This is a genomic window from Candidatus Pelagibacter sp. (assembly GCF_052049975.1).
Taxonomy (GTDB): Bacteria; Pseudomonadota; Alphaproteobacteria; order Pelagibacterales; family Pelagibacteraceae; genus Pelagibacter.
In genome coordinates, this window is the sequence record NZ_JBNGYZ010000001.1 from 635,366 (window position 1) to 655,908 (window position 20,543).

Annotated in this window: 23 protein-coding genes; 7 read left to right on the plus strand and 16 right to left on the minus strand. The window is 28.5% G+C overall.

From position 1 onward, the window contains the following. Positions 1–193: 193 nt before the first annotated feature. Genes ACTT9U_RS03255 through ACTT9U_RS03270 form a run of 4 tightly spaced genes read left to right on the plus strand, consistent with a single transcriptional unit; the run spans position 194 to position 3,921 of the window. Positions 194–880 (plus strand): hypothetical protein, encoded by a 687-nt coding sequence (locus tag ACTT9U_RS03255; protein WP_440931753.1) that lies wholly within the window; start codon positions 194–196, stop codon positions 878–880. Positions 881–897: 17 nt separating this feature from the next. Then, the gene (locus ACTT9U_RS03260; RefSeq protein ID WP_440931827.1) at positions 898–2,325 is read left to right on the plus strand and encodes an exonuclease domain-containing protein; all 1,428 of its coding nucleotides are present in this window, start codon (positions 898–900) and stop codon (positions 2,323–2,325) included. A 48-nt stretch (positions 2,326–2,373) separates the two neighbouring features. Then, the gene (locus ACTT9U_RS03265) at positions 2,374–3,546 is read left to right on the plus strand and encodes a DNA recombination protein RmuC (RefSeq protein WP_440931754.1); all 1,173 of its coding nucleotides are present in this window, start codon (positions 2,374–2,376) and stop codon (positions 3,544–3,546) included. Positions 3,547–3,603: 57 nt separating this feature from the next. Next, positions 3,604–3,921: a thioredoxin family protein gene (locus ACTT9U_RS03270; protein WP_440931755.1), complete on the plus strand. Its 318-nt coding sequence runs from the start codon at positions 3,604–3,606 to the stop codon at positions 3,919–3,921. Here ACTT9U_RS03270 and ACTT9U_RS03275 read toward each other — a convergent pair. The 14 genes from ACTT9U_RS03275 to ACTT9U_RS03340 form a co-directional block, all read right to left on the minus strand. Further along, positions 3,918–5,183: a bifunctional folylpolyglutamate synthase/dihydrofolate synthase gene (locus ACTT9U_RS03275; RefSeq protein ID WP_440931756.1), complete on the minus strand. Its 1,266-nt coding sequence runs from the start codon at positions 5,181–5,183 to the stop codon at positions 3,918–3,920. The genes ACTT9U_RS03270 and ACTT9U_RS03275 overlap by 4 nt on opposite strands. After that, on the minus strand, positions 5,137–5,970 hold the full coding sequence (locus ACTT9U_RS03280; RefSeq protein ID WP_440931757.1) for an acetyl-CoA carboxylase carboxyltransferase subunit beta: 834 nt from the start codon (positions 5,968–5,970) through the stop codon (positions 5,137–5,139). Before ACTT9U_RS03280 ends, ACTT9U_RS03275 begins: the two co-directional genes overlap by 47 nt. A gap of 100 nt (positions 5,971–6,070) precedes the next feature. Further along, entirely contained in the window at positions 6,071–6,895 is an 825-nt protein-coding gene (trpA, locus tag ACTT9U_RS03285) for a tryptophan synthase subunit alpha (protein ID WP_440931758.1), read from the minus strand. Next, positions 6,864–8,054 carry a tryptophan synthase subunit beta gene (gene trpB, locus ACTT9U_RS03290; RefSeq protein ID WP_440931759.1) on the minus strand — a complete coding sequence of 397 codons (1,191 nt, stop codon included), beginning with the start codon at positions 8,052–8,054 and terminating at the stop codon, positions 6,864–6,866. The genes trpA and trpB overlap by 32 nt, the downstream gene beginning before the upstream one ends. 7 nt (positions 8,055–8,061) lie before the next feature. After that, entirely contained in the window at positions 8,062–8,682 is a 621-nt protein-coding gene (locus ACTT9U_RS03295; RefSeq protein WP_440931760.1) for a phosphoribosylanthranilate isomerase, read from the minus strand. After that, the gene (gene pyrF, locus ACTT9U_RS03300; RefSeq protein WP_440931761.1) at positions 8,666–9,352 is read right to left on the minus strand and encodes an orotidine-5'-phosphate decarboxylase; all 687 of its coding nucleotides are present in this window, start codon (positions 9,350–9,352) and stop codon (positions 8,666–8,668) included. The genes ACTT9U_RS03295 and pyrF overlap by 17 nt, the downstream gene beginning before the upstream one ends. Next, the gene (locus ACTT9U_RS03305) at positions 9,345–9,635 is read right to left on the minus strand and encodes an HU family DNA-binding protein (RefSeq protein ID WP_440931762.1); all 291 of its coding nucleotides are present in this window, start codon (positions 9,633–9,635) and stop codon (positions 9,345–9,347) included. Before ACTT9U_RS03305 ends, pyrF begins: the two co-directional genes overlap by 8 nt. A gap of 12 nt (positions 9,636–9,647) precedes the next feature. Further along, positions 9,648–11,369, minus strand: coding sequence for a S1 RNA-binding domain-containing protein (locus ACTT9U_RS03310; RefSeq protein ID WP_440931763.1), 1,722 nt, complete (start codon positions 11,367–11,369; stop codon positions 9,648–9,650). After that, positions 11,369–12,025: a (d)CMP kinase gene (locus tag ACTT9U_RS03315; RefSeq protein WP_440931764.1), complete on the minus strand. Its 657-nt coding sequence runs from the start codon at positions 12,023–12,025 to the stop codon at positions 11,369–11,371. Before ACTT9U_RS03315 ends, ACTT9U_RS03310 begins: the two co-directional genes overlap by 1 nt. Continuing rightward, positions 12,012–13,343 (minus strand): 3-phosphoshikimate 1-carboxyvinyltransferase, encoded by a 1,332-nt coding sequence (gene aroA, locus ACTT9U_RS03320; protein WP_440931765.1) that lies wholly within the window; start codon positions 13,341–13,343, stop codon positions 12,012–12,014. The genes ACTT9U_RS03315 and aroA overlap by 14 nt, the downstream gene beginning before the upstream one ends. Positions 13,344–13,349: 6 nt before the next feature. Next, positions 13,350–14,126 (minus strand): ATP-binding cassette domain-containing protein, encoded by a 777-nt coding sequence (locus tag ACTT9U_RS03325; RefSeq protein ID WP_440931766.1) that lies wholly within the window; start codon positions 14,124–14,126, stop codon positions 13,350–13,352. After that, positions 14,127–14,699: an LPS export ABC transporter periplasmic protein LptC gene (gene lptC / locus ACTT9U_RS03330; RefSeq protein WP_440931767.1), complete on the minus strand. Its 573-nt coding sequence runs from the start codon at positions 14,697–14,699 to the stop codon at positions 14,127–14,129. It lies immediately after the preceding gene. Positions 14,700–14,706: 7 nt separating this feature from the next. Continuing rightward, positions 14,707–15,678 (minus strand): KpsF/GutQ family sugar-phosphate isomerase, encoded by a 972-nt coding sequence (locus ACTT9U_RS03335; protein ID WP_440931768.1) that lies wholly within the window; start codon positions 15,676–15,678, stop codon positions 14,707–14,709. After that, the gene (locus tag ACTT9U_RS03340) at positions 15,678–16,289 is read right to left on the minus strand and encodes a ribonuclease D (protein WP_440931769.1); all 612 of its coding nucleotides are present in this window, start codon (positions 16,287–16,289) and stop codon (positions 15,678–15,680) included. Before ACTT9U_RS03340 ends, ACTT9U_RS03335 begins: the two co-directional genes overlap by 1 nt. A 14-nt stretch (positions 16,290–16,303) precedes the next feature. On the opposite strand from ACTT9U_RS03340, the gene ACTT9U_RS03345 reads away from it, so the two are divergent. Next, positions 16,304–17,263, plus strand: a complete 960-nt coding sequence (locus tag ACTT9U_RS03345) for a complex I NDUFA9 subunit family protein (protein WP_440931770.1) — start codon at positions 16,304–16,306, stop codon at positions 17,261–17,263. Between the two features lie 7 nt (positions 17,264–17,270). On the opposite strand, the gene ACTT9U_RS03350 is transcribed toward ACTT9U_RS03345, so the two are convergent. Then, on the minus strand, positions 17,271–17,762 hold the full coding sequence (locus ACTT9U_RS03350; RefSeq protein ID WP_440931771.1) for a GcrA family cell cycle regulator: 492 nt from the start codon (positions 17,760–17,762) through the stop codon (positions 17,271–17,273). A 135-nt stretch (positions 17,763–17,897) separates the two neighbouring features. On the opposite strand from ACTT9U_RS03350, the gene ACTT9U_RS03355 reads away from it, so the two are divergent. Then, a complete protein-coding gene (locus ACTT9U_RS03355) occupies positions 17,898–19,061 on the plus strand; it encodes an aspartate aminotransferase family protein (RefSeq protein WP_440931772.1) in 1,164 nt (387 codons plus the stop codon). A gap of 4 nt (positions 19,062–19,065) precedes the next feature. Continuing rightward, complete coding sequence (argF, locus tag ACTT9U_RS03360; RefSeq protein ID WP_440931773.1) at positions 19,066–19,995, plus strand: ornithine carbamoyltransferase; 930 nt, start codon at positions 19,066–19,068, stop codon at positions 19,993–19,995. Here the strand turns inward: argF and ACTT9U_RS03365 are convergent. Next, entirely contained in the window at positions 19,987–20,526 is a 540-nt protein-coding gene (locus tag ACTT9U_RS03365; protein WP_440931774.1) for a c-type cytochrome, read from the minus strand. The genes argF and ACTT9U_RS03365 overlap by 9 nt on opposite strands. Positions 20,527–20,543: the final 17 nt, after the last annotated feature.

Genomic DNA, 20,543 nt, shown 5'->3' on the forward strand with positions numbered 1-20,543 from the left:
AAATACACCAAGATAATTTTAACTATATCAAGATTTCTTAATAAAGCATAGGCTCCAACAAGCAGACTTATTACAATTGCAACCTTAAATAAGAAAATTAAATCCATAAAATACAATTATCTAACTAATAAAATTATTCAATTAATTTTTTTTAACAATTGAAAATATAAGATATATGAAATAATCAAAAGATATGAAGTTTATCGCTAAATTTAATTATCCAAGTTCAGTTCGTGCTCTTTATAACGGCAAGCGACTTTATGATGTAAATAATGAGAAACTTCCAAGTGTCACAACAATTTTAAATGAAACACAAAGCGAAGAGAAAAAAGCATCTTTGCAGGCTTGGAAAGATAGAGTTGGGCACAAACAAGCGGAATTAATTTCTAAAGAAGCAACTAATAGAGGAAGCTCTATGCATGATTATTTAGAAAAGTTCTTACTTGGCAAATTAAACTTAGATTTATTAGGTGATAATACTAGAGAAAGATTAATGGCTGATCAAATTATTGAAAATGGTTTGAGAAACAAATTAGATGAAATTTGGGGATGTGAGGCAACTTTATATTATCCTGGAAAATTTGCAGGAGCTGCTGATTGCATTGGTGTATATGAAAAAAAAGAAACAATTATAGATTTTAAACAAAGTAATAAACCTAAAAAGGAAGAATGGATTGAAGATTATTATTTGCAATGTGCAGCTTATTCTTTAGCTCACAATGTTGTTTATAACACGAATATTAATCAAGCTGTGATATTGCTTTGTACCAAAGATATTGTATTCCAAAGGTTCATTGTCGATGGTGATAAATTAAAAATGTATCAAGATAAGTTTTTACAAAAAGTTGAGCAATACTATGCTCAAAGGAGAGCAAGCTGAGTTACGTAATTTGGGATATCGAAACAGACTCTGCCCAAACTGATTGGGCAACAATCATCGAGCTTGGTGCAATTTTATTAGATGATAATTTTAACGAAAAAGATAGATTTTCTGTTCGATGCAGGATGCCTCAAGATAGAGTTCCCTCTGCTACAGCATTATGCATTAATAAATCAAATGTAGATTTAATTACTAAAGGAAATTTGAGCCATTATGAAATGTTGGTTCAAGTCGATAAAAAATTTAGAGAATGGTCTCCAGCAACTTTTCTTGGGTACTCAAGTATTAACTTTGATGATGAAGTTTTAAGAAAAGAATTTTTTAAATCATTAAAAAAACCTTATCTGACTAACACAGAAGGAAACGCAAGGCATGATGCTCTAAATATAGTAAAAGCAGCATTTGCAATTGATGAGAATATTCTTGAAACAGAGCTTAACGATAAAGGAAATAAATCAATGAAGTTAGAATCGTTAGCAAGATTAAATGGATTTGAATCATCTGGAGCTCACTCCGCATTATTTGATACAGAACTTACTGTAAAAGTGCTTGGATTAATTAAAGAAAAACAACCTGAACTTTGGAGAGAATATTTAAATACTAGCACAAAAGTAGTTGTTGAGAACATGATGCAACAAGAAAAGATGTTTTCAATAAACGAGAATTACTTTGGCAAAAACTATTTATTCTTAGTTGCTCCTTTGCACCCAAACTCATTTATGCATCCATCATATAAATGGTGTCAGGCAGTAAATTTATCTGAAAATATAGAGGAATTGCAAAAGTTAAATTATCAAGATTTAAAAAAGGCGATGAAAAAATCACCAAGATTTTACAAAACTATAAAAGCAAACAAAGCACCAATAATTTTAGATAAAAGTTATGCAATGAAAGTTGATCCATACAAAAAAATAGATCCAAATTTATTAAATAAAAGAGCAGAATTAATGAAAACTAATGAAAAGTTTTCTCAAGATATTTGTCGCGTTTTAAAAGAAGCAGCTGATGAGAAAGCAGAAACTTCATCACAAGTTGATCTTGAACCTGAAGAAACGATTTATTCAGGAGGATTTGATAAATTAAACAATGATGCAAAACTTTTTCAAAAGTTTCACGACTCTGATTGGAAAGGAAAATTTGCAATGTTAGATAAGTTTACTGATGATAGATTGGTTACTTTTGGTCATACTCTAATTTACAACGAAGCACCTGAAATTTTACCTAAAGATATACATAGAAAAATTAAGAGAAAAATAGCATCTAGAATTTTAAGTACCAATAAGGAGAAGTGGTGGACAGTTTCTGCGTTTTATTCTGAGTGTGATGAGATAAGAGAAAATGAAGATAAAATGTTTGCATTCAAAACAGTTGATGAAAAGCTGAAATTTTTGGATGGAATTAACGATTATGTGATGAATTTAGAGCAAAAATACTCTGATGCATAATTTGATAAATATCTCTTAAAGTATAAAATTAACACAATAGAATCGGATATGATTGAACAAATAGCATATATATCTTTAGGTGCTCTAATCACTTTAGTTGGAGCAATTGTTTATTATTTAAAGGTTTTAAAACCATCAATAAATAATGATGATAAACAGCAAGAGTTAGACGCAAAAGATAAAGAGATCGTAGAAGCTCACCATCAAAAAGAACTATTAGAAAAAGAATTAGAAAGTGTTAAATCTAATTATGACACAGTGAAAGATAGTCTTGAGAGTGAAAAAGATAGAAGCAAAGAACAGCTTTCAACTTTAAAACAAGTAGATCAATTTAAAACAGCTGTTACCGGAGATGTTGGTGAATATAAAAAGTTCTTAAAAGATCAACAAGAATTTATAGATAAACTGACAGGTAATTCAAAATTTCAAGGAAACTTTGGTGAAAAGTTTTTAGAGCAGTTATTGCAAATGCATGGGTTTAAAGATGGCATTAATTATACAAAACAAAAAAAAGAAGAGGTGTATGATTTAGATAGCGATAGTTCAGCTTCAACTAATCCAGATATAATGATCAATTTAACAGATAACAGTTATTTAATTTGTGACTCAAAAGTTTCATTAGATAATTGGAAAAGGTTTGTGACAGAAAAAGATGATCCTCAAGAAAGAGATCGACAATTAAAGAAACATGCAGATTCTGTAAAATCTCATATCGATAAATTATCTAAAAAGGATTACATCAAAAACTTAAAGAAAAATGTTTTTCCAAAAGTGGTGATGTTTATGTGTCATGAGGCAGCCTACCTTTCAGCCTTAGAGTGTTACCCAGATTTATATGAGTACGCTTATATGAAAAATGTTCTATTGGTTGGCCCTGGAAATATATTGGCTGTTATTAGTATTATTGAAACAATTAAGGCTAAAGAAAAACAAATTGAGGGTGTAAAAGAAATTACCGAAACAGCTAAAAATCTTTATGATAAATTTGCAGTTCTCAAAGGTCATTTGAAAAAGACAATAAATACTTACAATTCACATGGTACAAATTTACAGCAAGTTATTAATAATGCATGGGCTGGAAAATCTAGCTTAGAGAAAAGAATTGAAAAACTTAAGCAAGATCATGGTCTTAATGCTACAAAAACTATCGAAAAAACTACACCTGTAGATGATAGAATTACAGAAATAAACGATAGTGAAGAAACTAAGAGTGTTAATTAAATAAAATTAAATTTTTTTGATGGTTGAATAATTAATTCAATTAACTATATCTCAATTATGCTTATTGATTTTAAAGACGAAGATTTTGATAATAAAATTAAAAATGAAGATGTATCTGTAATTCAGTTTAGTGCTGCATGGTGTGGTCCGTGCAAAGCATTAAAACCTGTGATGGATAAATTAGCTGGCGAGTATAAAGATAAAGCTGGTTTTTATTATGCTGATATTGAAGATGGTGGTATCAACACAGGAAGCGCAGCGGGTATAAGAGGAGTTCCAACAGTTATCGTCTACAAAAAAGGTGTAGAGGTGGATAGAAAAGTTGGTGGTGTACCTGAAGGCGATATGAAAGAATTTTTAGATAAAAATATTTAATTTATATTTAAAACTTCACCAGCCAAATATAAAGATCCAGTAATTAAGATTATATCTCCTTGATTAGGTTTTATGGTTTTTATAGCGTTTTCTATACTATCTGCGTAGCTGGTATTATTTATATTTTTAAACTTTTCTTTTAACTCTTTGCCACTGATTGAATTAGGTTGGTTTGGTATATCAATTGTTATTAAGGAACTTAAACCTTTAAAATAACTTATATATTTTTCATGTTCTTTGTTGGCCATCATACCAATGATAATATGCTTATTACAATTAAGGCTGTTTAAGTAATTATTGAGTGCTATCGAACCATCTTCATTGTGACTGCCATCAACTAAAAGAGTATTGTTTTTAACTAAATCTTTTAGTTTTCCAGATGTAATTTCCTGTAATCTAGCAATATTTTTAATATTTTGAATTCCTTGTTTAAAATGATCGTCATAAATATTTAGTTTTAAAGCTCTTAAAGTTGCAATAGCAGATGATATATTTTCTAGTTGAAACTGACCCAAAACATTAGGCGAAGGTAACTTTAGTCCACCAAATTTATCTTCATAATAAAAAAAACCATTTTCTCCTTCAGAATAACTAAAATCTTCATTAAAGAAAAACTTTTGAGATTTATTGTCTGATATAGTTTTCTTAATTAAATTTGAAGTTTCAATATCTCTTTGTTTAGCAACAATTATATTAGAATTTAATAGGGCAGAGGTTTTTTCAAATACTATTTTTTCAACATTCCGTTTATCTTTTGGGAGCCAATCTAAATGATCTAATGAAATAGAAGTAACAATACTTGCTAAGTTATTCTTAAGTATGTTGGTTGCATCAAATCTGTGAAATAAACCAGTTTCAATTAAATTAATATTTTCAGGATATTTTGCTGCTTCATAAAAATAACAAGCTGTTAAAATTTCAAAAAAAGTAATTGGTTCATTTGAATTTGCTTCCTCTATAGTTTCAAATAATGATGCTAATTCATCATCATTCAATTCTTTATTATTATATACAAATCTCTCATTTATTTTTTGAATATGAGGGCTTGTGTAAACATTACAATTAAAACCAGCTGATTTGAGAATTGTAAAACACGCTTGAATAGTTGAGTTCTTTCCATTGGTTCCAACTACAGATATAGCTTTTATTTTATCTTGAGGATTATCTAATTTTTTACAAAGATTAATAATACGATCTAAACTTAGATCTATTTCTTTAGGATGCAGCTTTTGTAAGCGGTTGACTACTTTCTGAAGTTTCATTTTCCTCAGAATTTATATCAGAATTCTTTTTTAATAATATTGATAATAAAATTCCTAATTTGTTCGTTAAGTCTTTTCTCTCAACTATTAAATCAACAAAACCAGTTTTCTCTACATATTCACTTCTTTGGAAACCTTCTGGCAGTTGTTCTTTTACAGTTCCTTGAATTACTCTTGCACCAGCAAATGCAATTAGTGCACCAGGCTCAGCAATATGTAAATCTCCAAGCATTGCATATGAGGCTGTGATACCTCCAGCTGTTGGATCAGTAATTAAGACTAAATAAGGTAATTTATTTTTCTTTAATTCATTAATTGCTAAAGTTGTTCTTGTCATTTGAGAAAGAGAAATCAAACTTTCCATCATTCTCATTCCACCACCTGCGCTTATGCATAAAAATGGAGTTTTATTTTCTATAGCATGCTGAATTCCATACAAGAAAGCTTCACCTTCAGCAGCTGCCATAGAGGCTCCTAGAAAATCAAAATCAGATGCAACAGCTGTAATTTTAATGCCATCTATTGTGCCTGATGCAACCATCATTCCACAATCCATACCAGTTTTTTTTCTAGCACTCTTAAGTCTGTCTTTATAAGATTTTGAATCAGTCCAGTTCAGTGGATCATCATTTGGAATAGGAGTTTTAAATATTTCATAGTTTCCTTTACCAAATAAATAGTCAAATCTTTGTTTAGGTTTTATTCTGTGATGCCTATTACAATCTGGACATACCCACATATTGTTTTCAAAATCAACTTTAAGTCTTGGTCCCTTACAGCAAGACATCCAATCACTATTAGCGATGTCTTCTTTAGAAGCCCTTTTGTGGAGGGATTTTTTAATATTCTTTCCCGCCTCTATTATTTTATTTATCCAATTGACCAAGTTATAATTCCTTTACAAAACTATTAATAAATTTACCTAAATTTTGTGGTAAATTTTTGTCTTCGAGATTATCTTGAATATATTTCACAAATGCAGTTCCCACAATAACCCCAGATGGCCCGGTGTTAGCCATCTTTTTAGCATCATCAGGAGTTTTAATTCCAAATCCAGTACAAACTGGAATATTTGAAATATTTTTAATTTTATCAATAAAGTTTTTAACTGTGCTTTCATCTGCAGATTTCTGGCCAGTCGTACCAGTTACTGTAACTTGGTATAAAAAGCCTGAGGATATTTTGATGATATCTTTTAATCTTTGGTCATTAGTTGTTGGAGCTACAAGTTTTATCAGTGATAAATCATTTTTATTTAGACATTCTCTTAAAATATTTTCCTCTTTTAACTCGTGAGGTGCATCAACCACAAGGACAGCATCAGCATCAGCATTTTTAATATCCTCAACAAATTTTGGAATAGGGTACTTGTATAAATTTGCAATATAACCCATTAATACTATTCCAACCTCAGAATTATAGTCTCTAATTTTTTTAATAAGCTCTATTGTATCTTTCAAAGTATAATTTTTACTTAATACATGATCGTGAGCTTTTTTAATTATTGGTCCTTCTGCTGAAGCTTCACTAGTGCAATAACCAATTTCAAGAATTGAAACACCGTTGTCTATTGCTTGTTTTATCAATTCAAAGCTTTTATCTGGAGCAGGGTAACAACCTACAAAGTAACTCACCAATTTAGTTTTAGGTGAGGTCGATTGAAATATTTTTTCAAGTCTTTTACTCAAAATCCTTACCAATATGTTGTTCAAGAGTATCTAGATCTTTTTCTCCTCTACCGCATAATGATAGACAAATTAAATAATCTTTTGGTTTATCTTTGGCTATTTTAATTAAATGAGCTGCCGCTGCCATAGGCTCAAGCGCAGATGATATTCCTTCATATTTAGCAATCATTTTGTACGCATTTAAAATTTCTTCATCAGTGGCAGACGTGTAAGTTACGGCTTTTTGATCATGTAAATAACTGTGAAGAGGTCCAACGCCAAAATATTGAATTCCAGCGCCCAAGCTATTTCCCCCAAGTGATTTTGCACCATCTTCAGATTGTAATAAATAAGTTTTCATTCCTTGCATTATTCCAGGTGTTCCATTTGATAATGCTGCTGTCTCAGCTGCTTCAACACCAACTTTCTCAACTTCTTTATCATCTAAAAATTCATAAATTGCACCAGCAAAGTTCGAGCCTCCACCAACACATCCAATTATCATGTTTGGAATTTTACCCTCTTGTTCCAATGATTGTTCTCTTATTTCTCTTCCAATAATGCTTTGTGCAAAAGCTACAATTTTAGGAAAAGGATGTGCGGATACAACAGACCCACAAATATAAGCGCTATCAGGATCAGATGTCCAAGTTTTAATAGCTTCGGTAATTGCTTCTTTTAATGTTCCTGGTACAGCTTTTAATTTTGCACCATAATGTTTTGCTTTAATAATATTCTGATTTACTCTTTGAACATCAACATCACCCATTATACCAACTAAAGGTAATCCAAACTTAGCAGCAACAGCAGCTGTTGCTGAATAATGTTGACCTGCACCACTTTCACATAATAAATATTTTTTACCCATTCTCTTTGCCAACAAAACTTGGAACAAAGAATTATTGATTTTATGACTTCCAGTATGATTTAAATGTTCTTGCTTAAATAATATTTTAGCACCTCTAAGTTCTGCAGTTAAATTTTCAGCAAAATATAGTGGAGAAGGTCTGCCTATATAATGTTTGCAGTAATAAGCATATTCATCTAAAAAACTTTTATCTTTTATAGCATCTTCAAAACCTTGATTTAGTTCATGAAGAGCTGGCATCAAGGTTTCACCAACAGCAATACCTCCCATGGCATTTTCACCCTCACCATAATAACCAAGTTCATCAGGTCCTGTTTTTAGTGAATTTTTTGTCATATTAATTTTAAGAAGATATATTATGGACTGAATTTAAAAACTTATCAATTTTATTTATATCTTTGACACCTTCTGTCTCAAGTCCACCGCTAATGTCTATATAAAAGTTTTTATTTTTAAAGTTTTTTAAATCTTCAATTTTTATATCACCTGCAATCATTACAGGTAGTTTTGTTTCTATATTTTCTAAGTGAGTATGGTCGAAAGCTATAGATTGATGGTAACCCTTTGAGTCAAAAAGTATTAATTCAGAAAGATCTTCATATTTTTTATATTTTTCAACATCTTCTTTGCTTGATATGGTAATTACTGAAATAATCTTTATTTTATATTTATCTCTAATTTTTTTTATTTGATTTGGTTCACAATCATAAATTTGATAATAGTCAAAAGGAAGATCTTTAATTTTCTCCAATATGTCATTATTTGGATTAACTAGTACTGCTACAAATTTAGATTGTTTTTTATCAACATTTAATAATTGTTTTAGATCCTCATGATTTACAAATCTTTTTGATTTAGGCCAATTACATATAAAACCAATCATCTTAGGAGGATAATTGTGATTGATAATATAATCTAAGATTTGTGGATCTTTAACACCACAAATTTTACAATTTTGAATCATTTTTTAAATGATTGATTAAATGTTTAATATTGTTTTTTATATTTCCCTTAGTAATTGGCCTACCTATTACTAAACTTGTTGCTCCAGCTGCAAATGCATTTTTTGGGGTCATTACTCTCTTTTGATCATCGTTACTTGAGCTAAATCTTATTCCAGGTGTGATAATTTCTTTTTTAAAAACCTTCTTAACCATTTTTACTTCTTTAGCACTACAAACTATTGCATCTAATTTAGCTTTTTGTGCAAGTTTTGCTTGTTGGTAAACTAATTTTTTAACATCAGATTTGTATCCTATTTCTTTAAGAGCTTTATTGTTTAGAGATGTAAGTATTGAAACACCAATTAATTTTGTTTTACCAGAAACTTTCTTAGCTGCTTTCAAAGCTTCTAAACCTGAACTGATATGAATAGTGATATAATTAAAGTTTAAATCTTTAACAGCTTTTATTGTTGATGCGCAAGTATTTGGTATGTCTGCAATTTTATAGTCACCAAAAGTTATTTTATGTTTTAGAGAAGAAACAAATTTTCTGCCATTTTTTGAATTTAGAAATTCTAAACCAAATTTATAACCAAAACTTATTTCTGAATTTTCGGTTTGTTTAATTATATTTTTTATTTCTGAAATTTTTGTTGTATCACAAGCGATAAATATTTTTCTTTTAGTCATCAGAATTATTCAGTTTATTAAACATTTCTTTAGACATTTTCCACTGAATAGTTTTCTTCTCACCAACTTCAACTTTTTCTCCTGTTCTAGGATTTCTTCTAACTGATTTTTTTTGAATATTTGTATAAAAAACACCAAAACCCCTCAATTCAACACGTTCACCATTTTTGAGAGCCTGTTTGATTTCTTGAAAAATTATATCGGAAAATTTTTCTAAGTCTTTTTTAAGAAAGTTTGGATAATTTTTACTGAACTGCTTTAAAAGTTTTGATTTAACAACCAAATATTTCTTCTCTTATTTTTTGTCTTTATTTTTTAATTCTTCTGAAAGATTAGAGAATGGTAAATTCTTACCAGAGTCTTCGCTTCCATATTTTTCTAATGCTTCTTTTTTCTCAATTTCTTCAAGAAGTCTCATACTAAGACCAACTTTTCTTTTTTCTAAGTCTAGTTCAGAAATGGCAACGTCCACTTTTTCACCACCCGTAAATCTTGTAGGTCTTGCATCAGCACTATTAATAGCAATCTGTGATTTTTTAATAACAAAATCCATCTCACAATTTTCAGGTCTAACAACTAAACCTTTGTTGTCAGTGGAAACAATTTTAACAGTTATTGTTTGGTTTACCTTTTTATCTTTGAAAAAATCTAACGGATCTGGACTTAATTGTCTTAAACCAACTCTAATTTTTTGTTCTGAAGATTTAATTTCTAAAACTTTAACCTTAATGGTGTCACTTTTTTTATATTTTGTTAGTTCTTCCTCAGAATTATTCAAATAAGTTAAATCATTACAATGTAAAAAGGCATCAACTGGTGTGTCTTCAATATTTACAAATAATGAGTATTCATTTTTACTAATAATAGTTCCTGTTACAGTAGAACCAACAGGATATTTTTTCTCAAATGTCTCATATGGATTATCTTGTGTAAGTCTATGTGAGATTGCAATTCTTCTTTTTTCTTTATCGATCTCTGTAATCACACAATCAATTTCATCTCCCACTTTTAACATTTTCTTAGGTGAAACATTTTTTTTGTTCCAACTAATTTCACTTGAATGTAGCAAAGACGTAAGACCAGGTTCTAATTCACAAAAAGCTCCAAAGTCCATAATTTTCATTACTTTAACTTTGTAAATTTTATTTAATTCATAATTTGAAATATGTTCGAATGGATCTGGTGAAAGTTGTTTTATAGAACAACCAACCTGTAGTTTTTCTTTATCTACTGAAATTACTTTCAAATCATGTTTTTGACCAATCTCAAAAACCTCATCAGGATGATTTATTCTACTATAACTAATTTCCTGAAGATGAACCAATACATCTAATTCATTATTCACATTAAAGAAGCATCCAAATGAACTGTAACCTTTGACTTCTGCATTCTTAATGATGTCACCAACTTTATATTTTTCAATTATTTTTGCCTTATCCTCTTTTTTAAATGATGAAATTATCTCTCTTCTTGAAACACATGCATTACCTCTCACTTTATCAAGTTTAATTAATGCAAACTTTTGTGGTTCGTTCATTAAGTGACTAATGTCTTTTAATGGTTTGTCAGAGATTTGTGAGCCAGGTAAAAACATTAAAGAACCCGTATCAATGTGTTCTACTATGCATCCACCTTTACATTTTGATGTAATTTTTCCCATTACTGGTTCATTTTTTTCGTAGGCTTCAACTAACTTATCCCAGCCTTTAATTTTCTGCGCTTTACTTGCAGATACAACTACTTCTCCATTTTTATCTTCAATTTTTTCTAATAATACAGGAATAGTTTCCCCAACTTTAATTTTTTCAGATAATCCCATGCTCTTGAGTTCATTTATATCTAGAACAGGTTCAGATTTTAGACCTGGAATAAATAAGAAAACAAATTTTTCAGTTATTTTGTTTATTTTACCTTCGATTATTTTACCTTCTTCGATTTGGGACTTAGATAGTTGGGAGTTTAGTAGCTTTTCAAATTCTTTTGTTTCTGGAGTGTTCAGTTCTTTGTAAATTTGCATTATTTATTAATTTTCCTGTCTATAATTTTTTTTATTTTTAAAAAACACGCTCTTTTAGTTAAATTTGTTGTGTTAATCAATACTGAATCTTTGGTTTTCTTTAAAGGAGATACTTTACGATTATAGTCGCTTTTATCACGTTTTTTGATGCTTTTTAAAACTTCTGCGAAAGTTATGTCTTTTTTTAAAGATTTGAGTTCCTTATATCTTCTCAATGCTCTTGTTTTTACATTTGCATTGATGAAAAATTTAAAATTTGCATCTGGTACAATATTATAAGTTATATCTCTGCCGTCTAAACATGAGCCATTATATTTCTTTGGAGGATTGTAAGCTAAATTGACCTGAAAATTATGTACAATTTTTCTGATACTTTTCTTTTTTGCAATAATAGATGCTTCAACTCCTATTTTATCAGTAAGAAGTTCTTTGTTATTTAGATCTTTCAACTTTAGATTATTAATTTTTTTCTTCAAAAATTTTAAGTTAAATTTTTTTGGAAATTTTACTTTGTATAAAGCGATTAACCTATATGCTTTTCCCGTATCAACGTGAAGTAAATTATAATGTTTTGATATTGCCTTTGCAATTGTTCCTGCACCAGCAGCAGCTGGTGAGTCGATTGCAACTTTAATTCTTTGATTATTTTTTTGCATTATTTTTAATTTGATTAATTATTTTTAAAAAATTAGGAAAAGATGTATTAATTGAGTTTTTATCATGAATTACCCATTCCCCACCAAATGATAATGCGGCAATTACAGATGTCATAAATACTCTATGATCTTTTAAATAATCTTTTATTATAATCTTCTTGTTAATAGTTAATTCAGGATTTCCATAAATTCTAATTGAATTGTTATCTACCTTATTTTTTATCCCCATAAGATTTAAAATTTTTGCACCCCATTTGAGTCTAGGGCTTTCTTTTTGATTTAGCTCCTCTAAATCTTTAAAATATGAAACACCATTAGCTTTAGCTGCGAGTAAAAAAATTATCAAAAATTCATCTATGGCACCACTGTTGAATTTTGTTGGGCAATTAATTGGTTTTATTTTGTTAGAGCCATGCACTTCTATATTTGCTATTTTTTCTCCTTTGTAATTTTTTATATTTTTCAACATAATTCTAATACCCATTTTTTTAAAAATCTGAATTATGCCAATTCTAGAAGGATTGATATTTACATTTTTAATTAAAATTTTTGAACCAGTATTCATTGCAGCCAAAGCAATAAAAAATGCACTAGAGCTAATGTCACCTGGAATATTATAATCAAATGGTTTTATTGATCTAACTTTATTTATCTCAATAAAATCATAATTTCTATTTTTTTTTATCTTTATTGGAATATTTAAATATTTGAAAAGAAGTTCAGTATGATTTCTAGATTTTTTTGCTTTTATTTTTGTAATTCCATTTGCGTTTAGCGCAGCCAGCATTACAGCGCTTTTACACTGTGCTGAGCCTCTTTTTTCTAAATAATTTATTGGCTTTAAATTTGAGTTCCCTTTAATGATAAGTGGTAGAGTTTTATTGTTTGTAAGTTTAAATTTTACACCAAATTTATTTAATGGATCAGCAATTCTTTTAAAATCTCTTTTAGATAAACTTTTGTCTCCAATAAGTTTTATTTTGTTTTCATATGAGGAAAGAAGACCCAAAACTAATCTTCCACAAGTACCAGAATTTTTTGCATCTAAAACAAGATTTCGTTTTACATTATATCCATTTATTCCATTGCCAAAAATTATAAATTCATTATTTTTTTTTTTAACTTTTATTCCAAGTTTTTTTATTATTTCAATTGCAGCCAAAACATCTTCAGATAATAACAAATTTTTAGATTTGGATATTCCTGATGCTATTGATGCTAATAAAACCCATCTAATACTTAAGCTTTTATCACCAGGTACAATAATATTTTCATTAAATTTTTGAATTTTATTTTCTATTACAATTCTTTGAGACATTAAATATTAGCTAATTTTAAACGAGTCACCAAAATAGGCATTACGCGCTTTTGTGTCGTGTATTAAATCTGATGGAGTTCCAGTTGCTATTATTTTACAATTTGAGAGAATTATAGCAATATCTACGCAGCTTAATAAATCTCTTGCCTGATGATCACAAAGTACAATTGATATATTATTTTCATTTTGAAGATTTACAATTATTTCTTGAAGAGACTTGATTGTCATAACATCTAAGGCAGCGAAAGGCTCATCCAGTAATAAAATTTTTGGATTTCCCAAAAGAGCCAATGATATCACTAGTTTTTTCTTCTGCCCTCCAGATAAATGTTTTGCTTTTACATCTCGAATTGTTTCCATTTCAAATTTTGAGATTAATGAATTAATTTTTTCAGAACAAATTTTGTTATTACTAATCAAAATTTCACCAACTGCTTTTAAATTTTCAAAAAGTGTTAAGTCACCAAAATACCCTCCATATTGTGGAACATAACCAATTTTAAACATGACTGTCCTTTTATAGATAGGATAGTCATTAACTTTTTTTGAATTAATAATTACGTCACCAAAGTCAGGTTTTATTAAACCTGTTATAATGTTAAAAATTGTAGATTTACCAACTCCATTTGGTCCCAGTAAGCCAAGTATTTGACCTTTATTAATTGAGAAATTTATACCATCTAGAATTTTTCTACTACCAAATGAAAGGCTTAATTTTTTTACTTGGATAATTGGATCAACTTTTTTAAAAGATTTTATACGAAATTTTTTAATTAGAGCCATTTAAAATTTACTTTTACCTTTAACCTTATTATCTGGGTCGTACATAAAAATTTTTGAATTTTTTGTAATTAAATCGATAACGACTTTATCTGCTATCAAATTTGTTTCAGGATTATTGTATATCACTTTTTCATAAAGTGATACTTTATTGTTATCCAAATCTAAATCTAAATATTGCGCCTTTATATTGTTGACTAAATAATTTAATTCAACATTAGAACTGAATTTTGTATCTAAACTTATTTTATTGTAGATTGCTTTATCCGATTTTATCTCAATATTTTCATTATTTTTATTTTTAATTATAGAATTAACGTTTTTGAGATTAATAATATTATAATTTTTCACGTCAATTATTCCTTCTTCAGCAGTAATTAAATATGAATTGCCATTTTTATCTTCAGTAACGTATCTGATATTTTTGATAACATTGTTATTTACAATTTTCTCTTTGTTTGTAGAGTTTTTAGTATTTTTCTCTATTTTTTCTTTTTTAAAATATTTAGAATAAGTGATATAAAAAATTAAACATATAATAAATATAATGAAAATTTGAAAAATTGTTTTTTTCATTAGCAACTTAAAATGAAGTGTTTTCTAGAACATTGTGAATGTGAATAAATCCAATCGTTGTTCTTATCTTATTTTGAGAGTGAACACATAAAGAGGTTATTTTTTTCTTATTCATCAAATCTAGAGCATTAGTAGCAAGTGTGTTTTTATCTATTGAAATTGGATTCTTTGTCATGACAGATTTTACTTTTAAATTATGAACATTTTCTTTCCGTTGATTGATCCTTCTAATTTGACCGTCTGTAATTATTCCACTAGTTAAATTCTTTTTATTTCTAACCAATAAAACACCTAGTTTTTTTTTTGTAATTATTTGAAGAGCTTGTTTCATATTTAGATTTTCATTAACAAAAGGGATTTGTTTACCTTTAAGCATAAAATCCTCAACTGTTTTAAGTTTTATACCTAGGCTTCCTGCGGGGTGAAATCTTTTAAAGTCCACATAACTAATATTTTTTTGTTTTAAACAGGCTACTGCAAGAGCATCTCCAATTGCTAATTGATTTGTAGTACTTGATGTTGGCACAATACCTAAGCCTGCTTCTTTTACTTCAGGTATTAAAAGTTTTATATTTGCAGCTTTATATAAAATTGAATTTTTTTTTGAGACAATTCCAATTAATTTTATTTTATATCTGTTTGCATAATTGATAATATTTTTGAGTTCAGATGAGTTTCCAGAATTACTAATAAGTATAAGTAAATCAGATTTATTTATTGAACCCAAGTCACCATGAGAACAGTCCATTGCGGAAACAGAATAAGATGGACAACCTACTGATGAGAGTGTTGATGATATTTTTGAAGCAATTAAACCACTCTTACCCACACCACATAAAATTATTTTTGATTTACATTTTGTTATTGCTTGAACAGCTTTATTAAATGTTTCGTCTAAATTATTTTTGAGTTTTTGTAGGGCGTTAATTTCAGTTTGAATTACAGTTTTTGCAATTTGGGTAAAATTTTTTTTTTTCATTAATGTGACCAGATATCTTCCTTAAAAGAAGCTAAGTCTAATTCTACTCTAACATTTAAAAATTTTAAACATTCATAGTAAAGATTATCTCTACCTTCTCTTTTGAGTATGTCTTCTAGCTTGTTGTGAATTTCGTGAAGATACAGAACATCATTAGCACAATACTTTAGTTGTGCTGGACTCAGTTCTCCACCAAAATCTGAACTTTGAAATTGTTTACTAATATCAATGTTTTTAAATTCTTTGATTAATGTTTTTAGCGAATGATTGTCAGAATATGATCTTGCTAGTTTTGATGCTATTTTAGTATCTCTAATATTGTTGGTATTCGCTCTTAGATAATATTTAATATGAGCTAAATCAGCTCTTCCGTAGTGAAAAATTTTTATTATTTTTTCATCCTCTAAAATTTTCTTTAAATTTGGAGCATTATAATTTTTTCTATCTAATTGAACTATATGTGCATCATTATTGCCACTAGAGAGTTGAATGAGGCATAACGGATCTCTTTTAACATCCAAACCCATAAATTCCCCATCTATAGCTATTTGATTGCCTAATTGTAAATCATTTGGTAAATCGTTTTGATGAAGTTTAATTTCACTATTCATAAAAGAATATATATATGAAAGCAAAAAATTGTCTAATTTTTGGCGGTACAGGAAATATTGGTAAAAGCCTAATAAGGAAACTAGCTAAAAACAATTTCAAAGTAACCATTGTTACTAGAAATTTACACCAAAAAGGTAATTTTATTAAAACTCAGGCAAATGCTGGATATATTGAAATAATAGAGGCCAATCCATTTGATGTTGACCAGATCTCTAAAATTTTTAAGAAAGCTGATATCTGTATTAATTTAGTAGGAATACTATATGAAAGTTCTAAAAACACCTTTCATAATATTCATGTAAATTTTGCATCTTTTTTAGCAGAGTTATGTAAAGAAAATAATTTGGATCAATTTATTCATCTTTCCGCATTAGGTTTGGAGGATGCAAATGATTCTGAATATGCAAAAAGTAAAATTCTAGGTGAAAAAAAAATAAGAGAAATATTTTCCAAAAGTACAATTTTAAAACCTTCTGTGGTTTTTTCTGTTGATGATAATTTCACTACGACATTCATGACTTTGCTTAATAGACTTCCTGTATTTCCAATCTATTACGAAGGGAAAACAAAATTTACTCCTATACATAGATCTGATTTAACTGATTTAATTTTACACATAATGAAGAGCGAAATTACTGAAAAAACAGTTGAATGTGTGGGACCAGAGATAATTACTTTTAAAGATATAATTAAAAATTTATTAAATTTGATAGATAAAAAAAGATTGATTTTACCAATGCCATTATTTGCTGGGAAAATTGTAGCCAGAATAATGGAATTAACTCCAAAGCCACTATTGACCAGAGATCAATTAAAGCTTTTAAGTTATGATAATGTTATTTCTAATAAATATGAAACAAATTCAAGTTTAGGAGTTCCACCAAAAAAATTCTTTTTAGAAGAGGTTAAAAAATATTCTTTTATGTGGAAAGATGGTGGTCAGTTCTCAACAGAAAAATATCTCGAAGATTAATTCAATACTATTTTGATTGAACTTTTTTTTCTATAAATTCAGGCACTTCTTCATTTGAAGTGACCTCTTCTTTTTTATTTTTTGGAGTGTATGCATATAAAAGATGAAGTTTACAGTAACTAAAATCTTTTAAAGAAGTTCTGCCACAAAAATAAAATCCACTTTCATCAGGGTGTCCGTTAGGCCACTTACAAGAATTTTCATCAAGTTCTTCAAGTTGTTTTGGATTTTCTGGTTCAAAGTCGCTTTCAATTACTAGAGATTTGAACTTACTTTTTCTTCCACGTCTTTGATTTATAACACTGCCAGAGTTAAGACTTGCATCATTTTTGAAACTTGTAGATCTAGTTTTAATTTTCGCAGATAAGTTTAATCTGTGAGCTTTACCTATTACCGCATTCCTGCTTACTCCACCTATGATTTCTGCAATCTGACTTGCAGTGTTTCCTTTTCCCCAAAGGTCTTTTAATTTTTCTACTTTTTCAGGAGTCCAACTCATTATATCTATATATAGTGTTAATATTTTTATTTATAACAATATAAGGATAAATTTTTAAATTTAACAACATGTAATTAAAAGTTATTAACATTCTTAATTTCAATTTAAAATTGTATAAAAAAGAATTAAAAAATTATGAGTTATCTAGTTAAAAATTATAACAGAAAAAAAATCTCCTTCTTCAGAGGAAAAGGTAGTTATTTATTTTCAACTAATGGAAAAAAATATTTAGATTTTGTTCAAGGTATAGCAGTTAATTCATTAGGTCATGCTAATCCAAAATTGGTCCAAGTATTAAAAAATCAATCTAAAAAAATTTGGCATGTCTCAAATGCATTTATAATTCCAGAGGGAGAAATGTTGGCAAAGAAAATTGCAAAAAAAACATTTGCTGACTTTGTAATGTTTCAAAATTCTGGAGCAGAAGCTACAGAAGCAGCAATTAAATGTGCTAGACGTTATTTTTACTCTATTGGAAAACCAGAAAAAAATAAAATTTTATGTGTAAAAAATTCATTTCATGGAAGAACTATTGCTGCGATTCATGCGAGTGGCTCTAAAAAAATGACTGAAGGTTTTGGTCCAAAAGTTAAAGGTTTTGATCACTTTGTTTTTGGTGATCATAAATCTTTTTTAAATAAAATTACAAAAAATACAGCTGCAATTATGATAGAAACTATAATGGGAGAAGGTGGTATTAAAGTCGTACCAGATTGGTGCTTAAAAGAGATAAGAAAAATTTGTGATAAGAAAAAAATATTATTAATCCTTGACGAAGTTCAATGTGGGATTGGTAGAACTGGTGATTTTTTTGCATTTGAAAAGTCAAAAGTTAAACCAGATATTGTCCCTATAGCAAAGGGTATTGGTGGTGGTTTTCCAGTTGGTGCAGTCTTAATGAATAAAAAAGTTGCCTCAGCCATGACAGCTGGAACGCATGGTACTACTTTTGGAGGAAATCCTTTAGCCATGAGCATAAGTAATAAAGTTTTTGATATTATTTCAGATAAAAAATTTTTAAAAAATGTAAGGTTAAGATCTACATATTTTCATGATGAACTAAGAAAATTAAAAAACAAATATCCTAAAATTATTGATGAAATAAGAGGTAGAGGTTTTCTAATAGGTATAAAATTGGTTGTTGATCAAACCAAATTTATTAAAAAATTAATGGATAATAGACTACTAACGATAAGAGCTGCAGAGAATGTTGTGAGAGTTTTACCACCATTAAATGTTAATAAAAAAGAGATAGATCAAGCAATTAAAATTATTGAAGTAGTTTGTAAAACTTTTTAATTTTATGAAGCATTTTATTCATCTTAAAGATATTCCATCCAGAGATTTAAGAAAAATTCTTCTTGATGCAAAAAGGAGAAAAAACTCAAGGAAAAAGCTAAATACATTAGATATAGATAAAGACAAACCTTTAAGAGGTAAATTCTTAATTCAAATGTTCGAAAAATCTAGTTTAAGAACAAGATTAAGTTTTAATCTAGCAATTAAACAATTAGGTGGTGGAACGATTACTTTAAGATCTAATGAGTTACATCTTGGGCAAGGTGGAGAAAGTCTTGAAGATACTGCAAAGATTTTATCTACTTATGGAGATGGATTTATGCTTAGAACTGATGATGATAAGAAAATAGATAATTTTGCTAATTATTCTAACATACCTGTAATTAATGGATTAAGCCCATCTTCACATCCTACACAAATTCTTTCAGATGTATTTACTGTGGAAGAATTAACTAAAAAAAATATTTCAAGTCTTAATATATGTTGGATTGGTGATTCTAATAATGTTTTGAATAGTTTAATTGCTGCTTCAGTTAAATTTAATTTTAAACTAAACATAGGTTGTCCAAAAAATTATACTCCTAATAAAAATATTTTTAATTGGGCAAAAAAAATGAATAAAGATTTAAAAATTTATCATGATCCTAAAATTGCTATTCAAAATGCCGATGTTATTTTTTCTGATAAAGTAATATCTCTCAACGACAAAGTTGATAAAAAAAAGAAGTTAGAAGCTTTTAAAAAGTTTAAAATTACAAGCTCGCTTTTGAAAAAAGCAAAAAAAAATTATATTTTTCTTCACTGTCTTCCTAGAGGAAGTGAAGTTGAGGACAAAGTATTTCAAAGTAAGAATTCTCAAGTATGGTTACAGGCCCTGAATAGAGTACACGTTCAAAAAAGTATTTTATTATATTGTTTTGGAAAATTAAGGTAATGGTAGTGGATTATCTGAATTTGCATTCAAATATTTTATAACAGACGCTCTATCTGCTTCTTTTCTTAATCCAGCATAAGCCATTTTTGTACCTTTAATATGTTTTGCCGGTTTAATTAAAAATCCGTTTAGTTCTTCAAAAGTCCAATCTTTCTCATAAGCTGCAAGTGCTTTAGAATATTTATAATCCTCTACACCACCAACTTTTCTACCAACTACATTATAAAGCGCTGGTCCAATTTTATGTTTACCACCTTTATTAATTGAATGGCAAGCAGCACATTTCTTAAAAATTTTTTCACCACTTGTTACATCGCCTAGTGCCATTAAGGCAGCTATATCAATTACTTTCTCTACTGCCTCTGTCGTTGAAATAGAGCTAGTTGAAACCTGCTCAACTTCAACTGCATATCCTGGTGTTTTTGGTTTTTCCACATGGAATATAACATTTGAAACTTTCCCAATACCAATGATTAGAAGTGCCACTAGTAGAACTGCAGCTATAATTTTATTTAATTCAAATGAATCCATTTTGTAATATTTTAAAG

Bases quoted from the DNA above. Each gene is read 5' to 3' on its own strand.
- ACTT9U_RS03255 (WP_440931753.1), top strand. From the start codon at position 194: ATGAAGTTTATCGCTAAATTTAATTATCCAAGTTCAGTTCGTGCTCTT.
- ACTT9U_RS03325 (WP_440931766.1), bottom strand. From the start codon at position 14,126: ATGGCTCTAATTAAAAAATTTCGTATAAAATCTTTTAAAAAAGTTGAT.
- lptC (WP_440931767.1), bottom strand. From the start codon at position 14,699: ATGAAAAAAACAATTTTTCAAATTTTCATTATATTTATTATATGTTTA.
- ACTT9U_RS03345 (WP_440931770.1), top strand. From the start codon at position 16,304: ATGAAAGCAAAAAATTGTCTAATTTTTGGCGGTACAGGAAATATTGGT.
- ACTT9U_RS03340 (WP_440931769.1), bottom strand. From the start codon at position 16,289: ATGAATAGTGAAATTAAACTTCATCAAAACGATTTACCAAATGATTTA.
- aroA (WP_440931765.1), bottom strand. From the start codon at position 13,343: ATGTCTCAAAGAATTGTAATAGAAAATAAAATTCAAAAATTTAATGAA.
- ACTT9U_RS03315 (WP_440931764.1), bottom strand. From the start codon at position 12,025: ATGCAAAAAAATAATCAAAGAATTAAAGTTGCAATCGACTCACCAGCT.
- ACTT9U_RS03350 (WP_440931771.1), bottom strand. From the start codon at position 17,762: ATGAGTTGGACTCCTGAAAAAGTAGAAAAATTAAAAGACCTTTGGGGA.
- ACTT9U_RS03270 (WP_440931755.1), top strand. From the start codon at position 3,604: ATGCTTATTGATTTTAAAGACGAAGATTTTGATAATAAAATTAAAAAT.
- pyrF (WP_440931761.1), bottom strand. From the start codon at position 9,352: ATGACTAAAAGAAAAATATTTATCGCTTGTGATACAACAAAAATTTCA.
- ACTT9U_RS03335 (WP_440931768.1), bottom strand. From the start codon at position 15,678: ATGAAAAAAAAAAATTTTACCCAAATTGCAAAAACTGTAATTCAAACT.
- trpB (WP_440931759.1), bottom strand. From the start codon at position 8,054: ATGACAAAAAATTCACTAAAAACAGGACCTGATGAACTTGGTTATTAT.
- ACTT9U_RS03280 (WP_440931757.1), bottom strand. From the start codon at position 5,970: ATGTCTTGCTGTAAGGGACCAAGACTTAAAGTTGATTTTGAAAACAAT.
- ACTT9U_RS03265 (WP_440931754.1), top strand. From the start codon at position 2,374: ATGATTGAACAAATAGCATATATATCTTTAGGTGCTCTAATCACTTTA.
- ACTT9U_RS03310 (WP_440931763.1), bottom strand. From the start codon at position 11,369: ATGCAAATTTACAAAGAACTGAACACTCCAGAAACAAAAGAATTTGAA.
- ACTT9U_RS03295 (WP_440931760.1), bottom strand. From the start codon at position 8,682: ATGATTCAAAATTGTAAAATTTGTGGTGTTAAAGATCCACAAATCTTA.
- ACTT9U_RS03355 (WP_440931772.1), top strand. From the start codon at position 17,898: ATGAGTTATCTAGTTAAAAATTATAACAGAAAAAAAATCTCCTTCTTC.
- argF (WP_440931773.1), top strand. From the start codon at position 19,066: ATGAAGCATTTTATTCATCTTAAAGATATTCCATCCAGAGATTTAAGA.
- ACTT9U_RS03365 (WP_440931774.1), bottom strand. From the start codon at position 20,526: ATGGATTCATTTGAATTAAATAAAATTATAGCTGCAGTTCTACTAGTG.
- ACTT9U_RS03275 (WP_440931756.1), bottom strand. From the start codon at position 5,183: ATGAAACTTCAGAAAGTAGTCAACCGCTTACAAAAGCTGCATCCTAAA.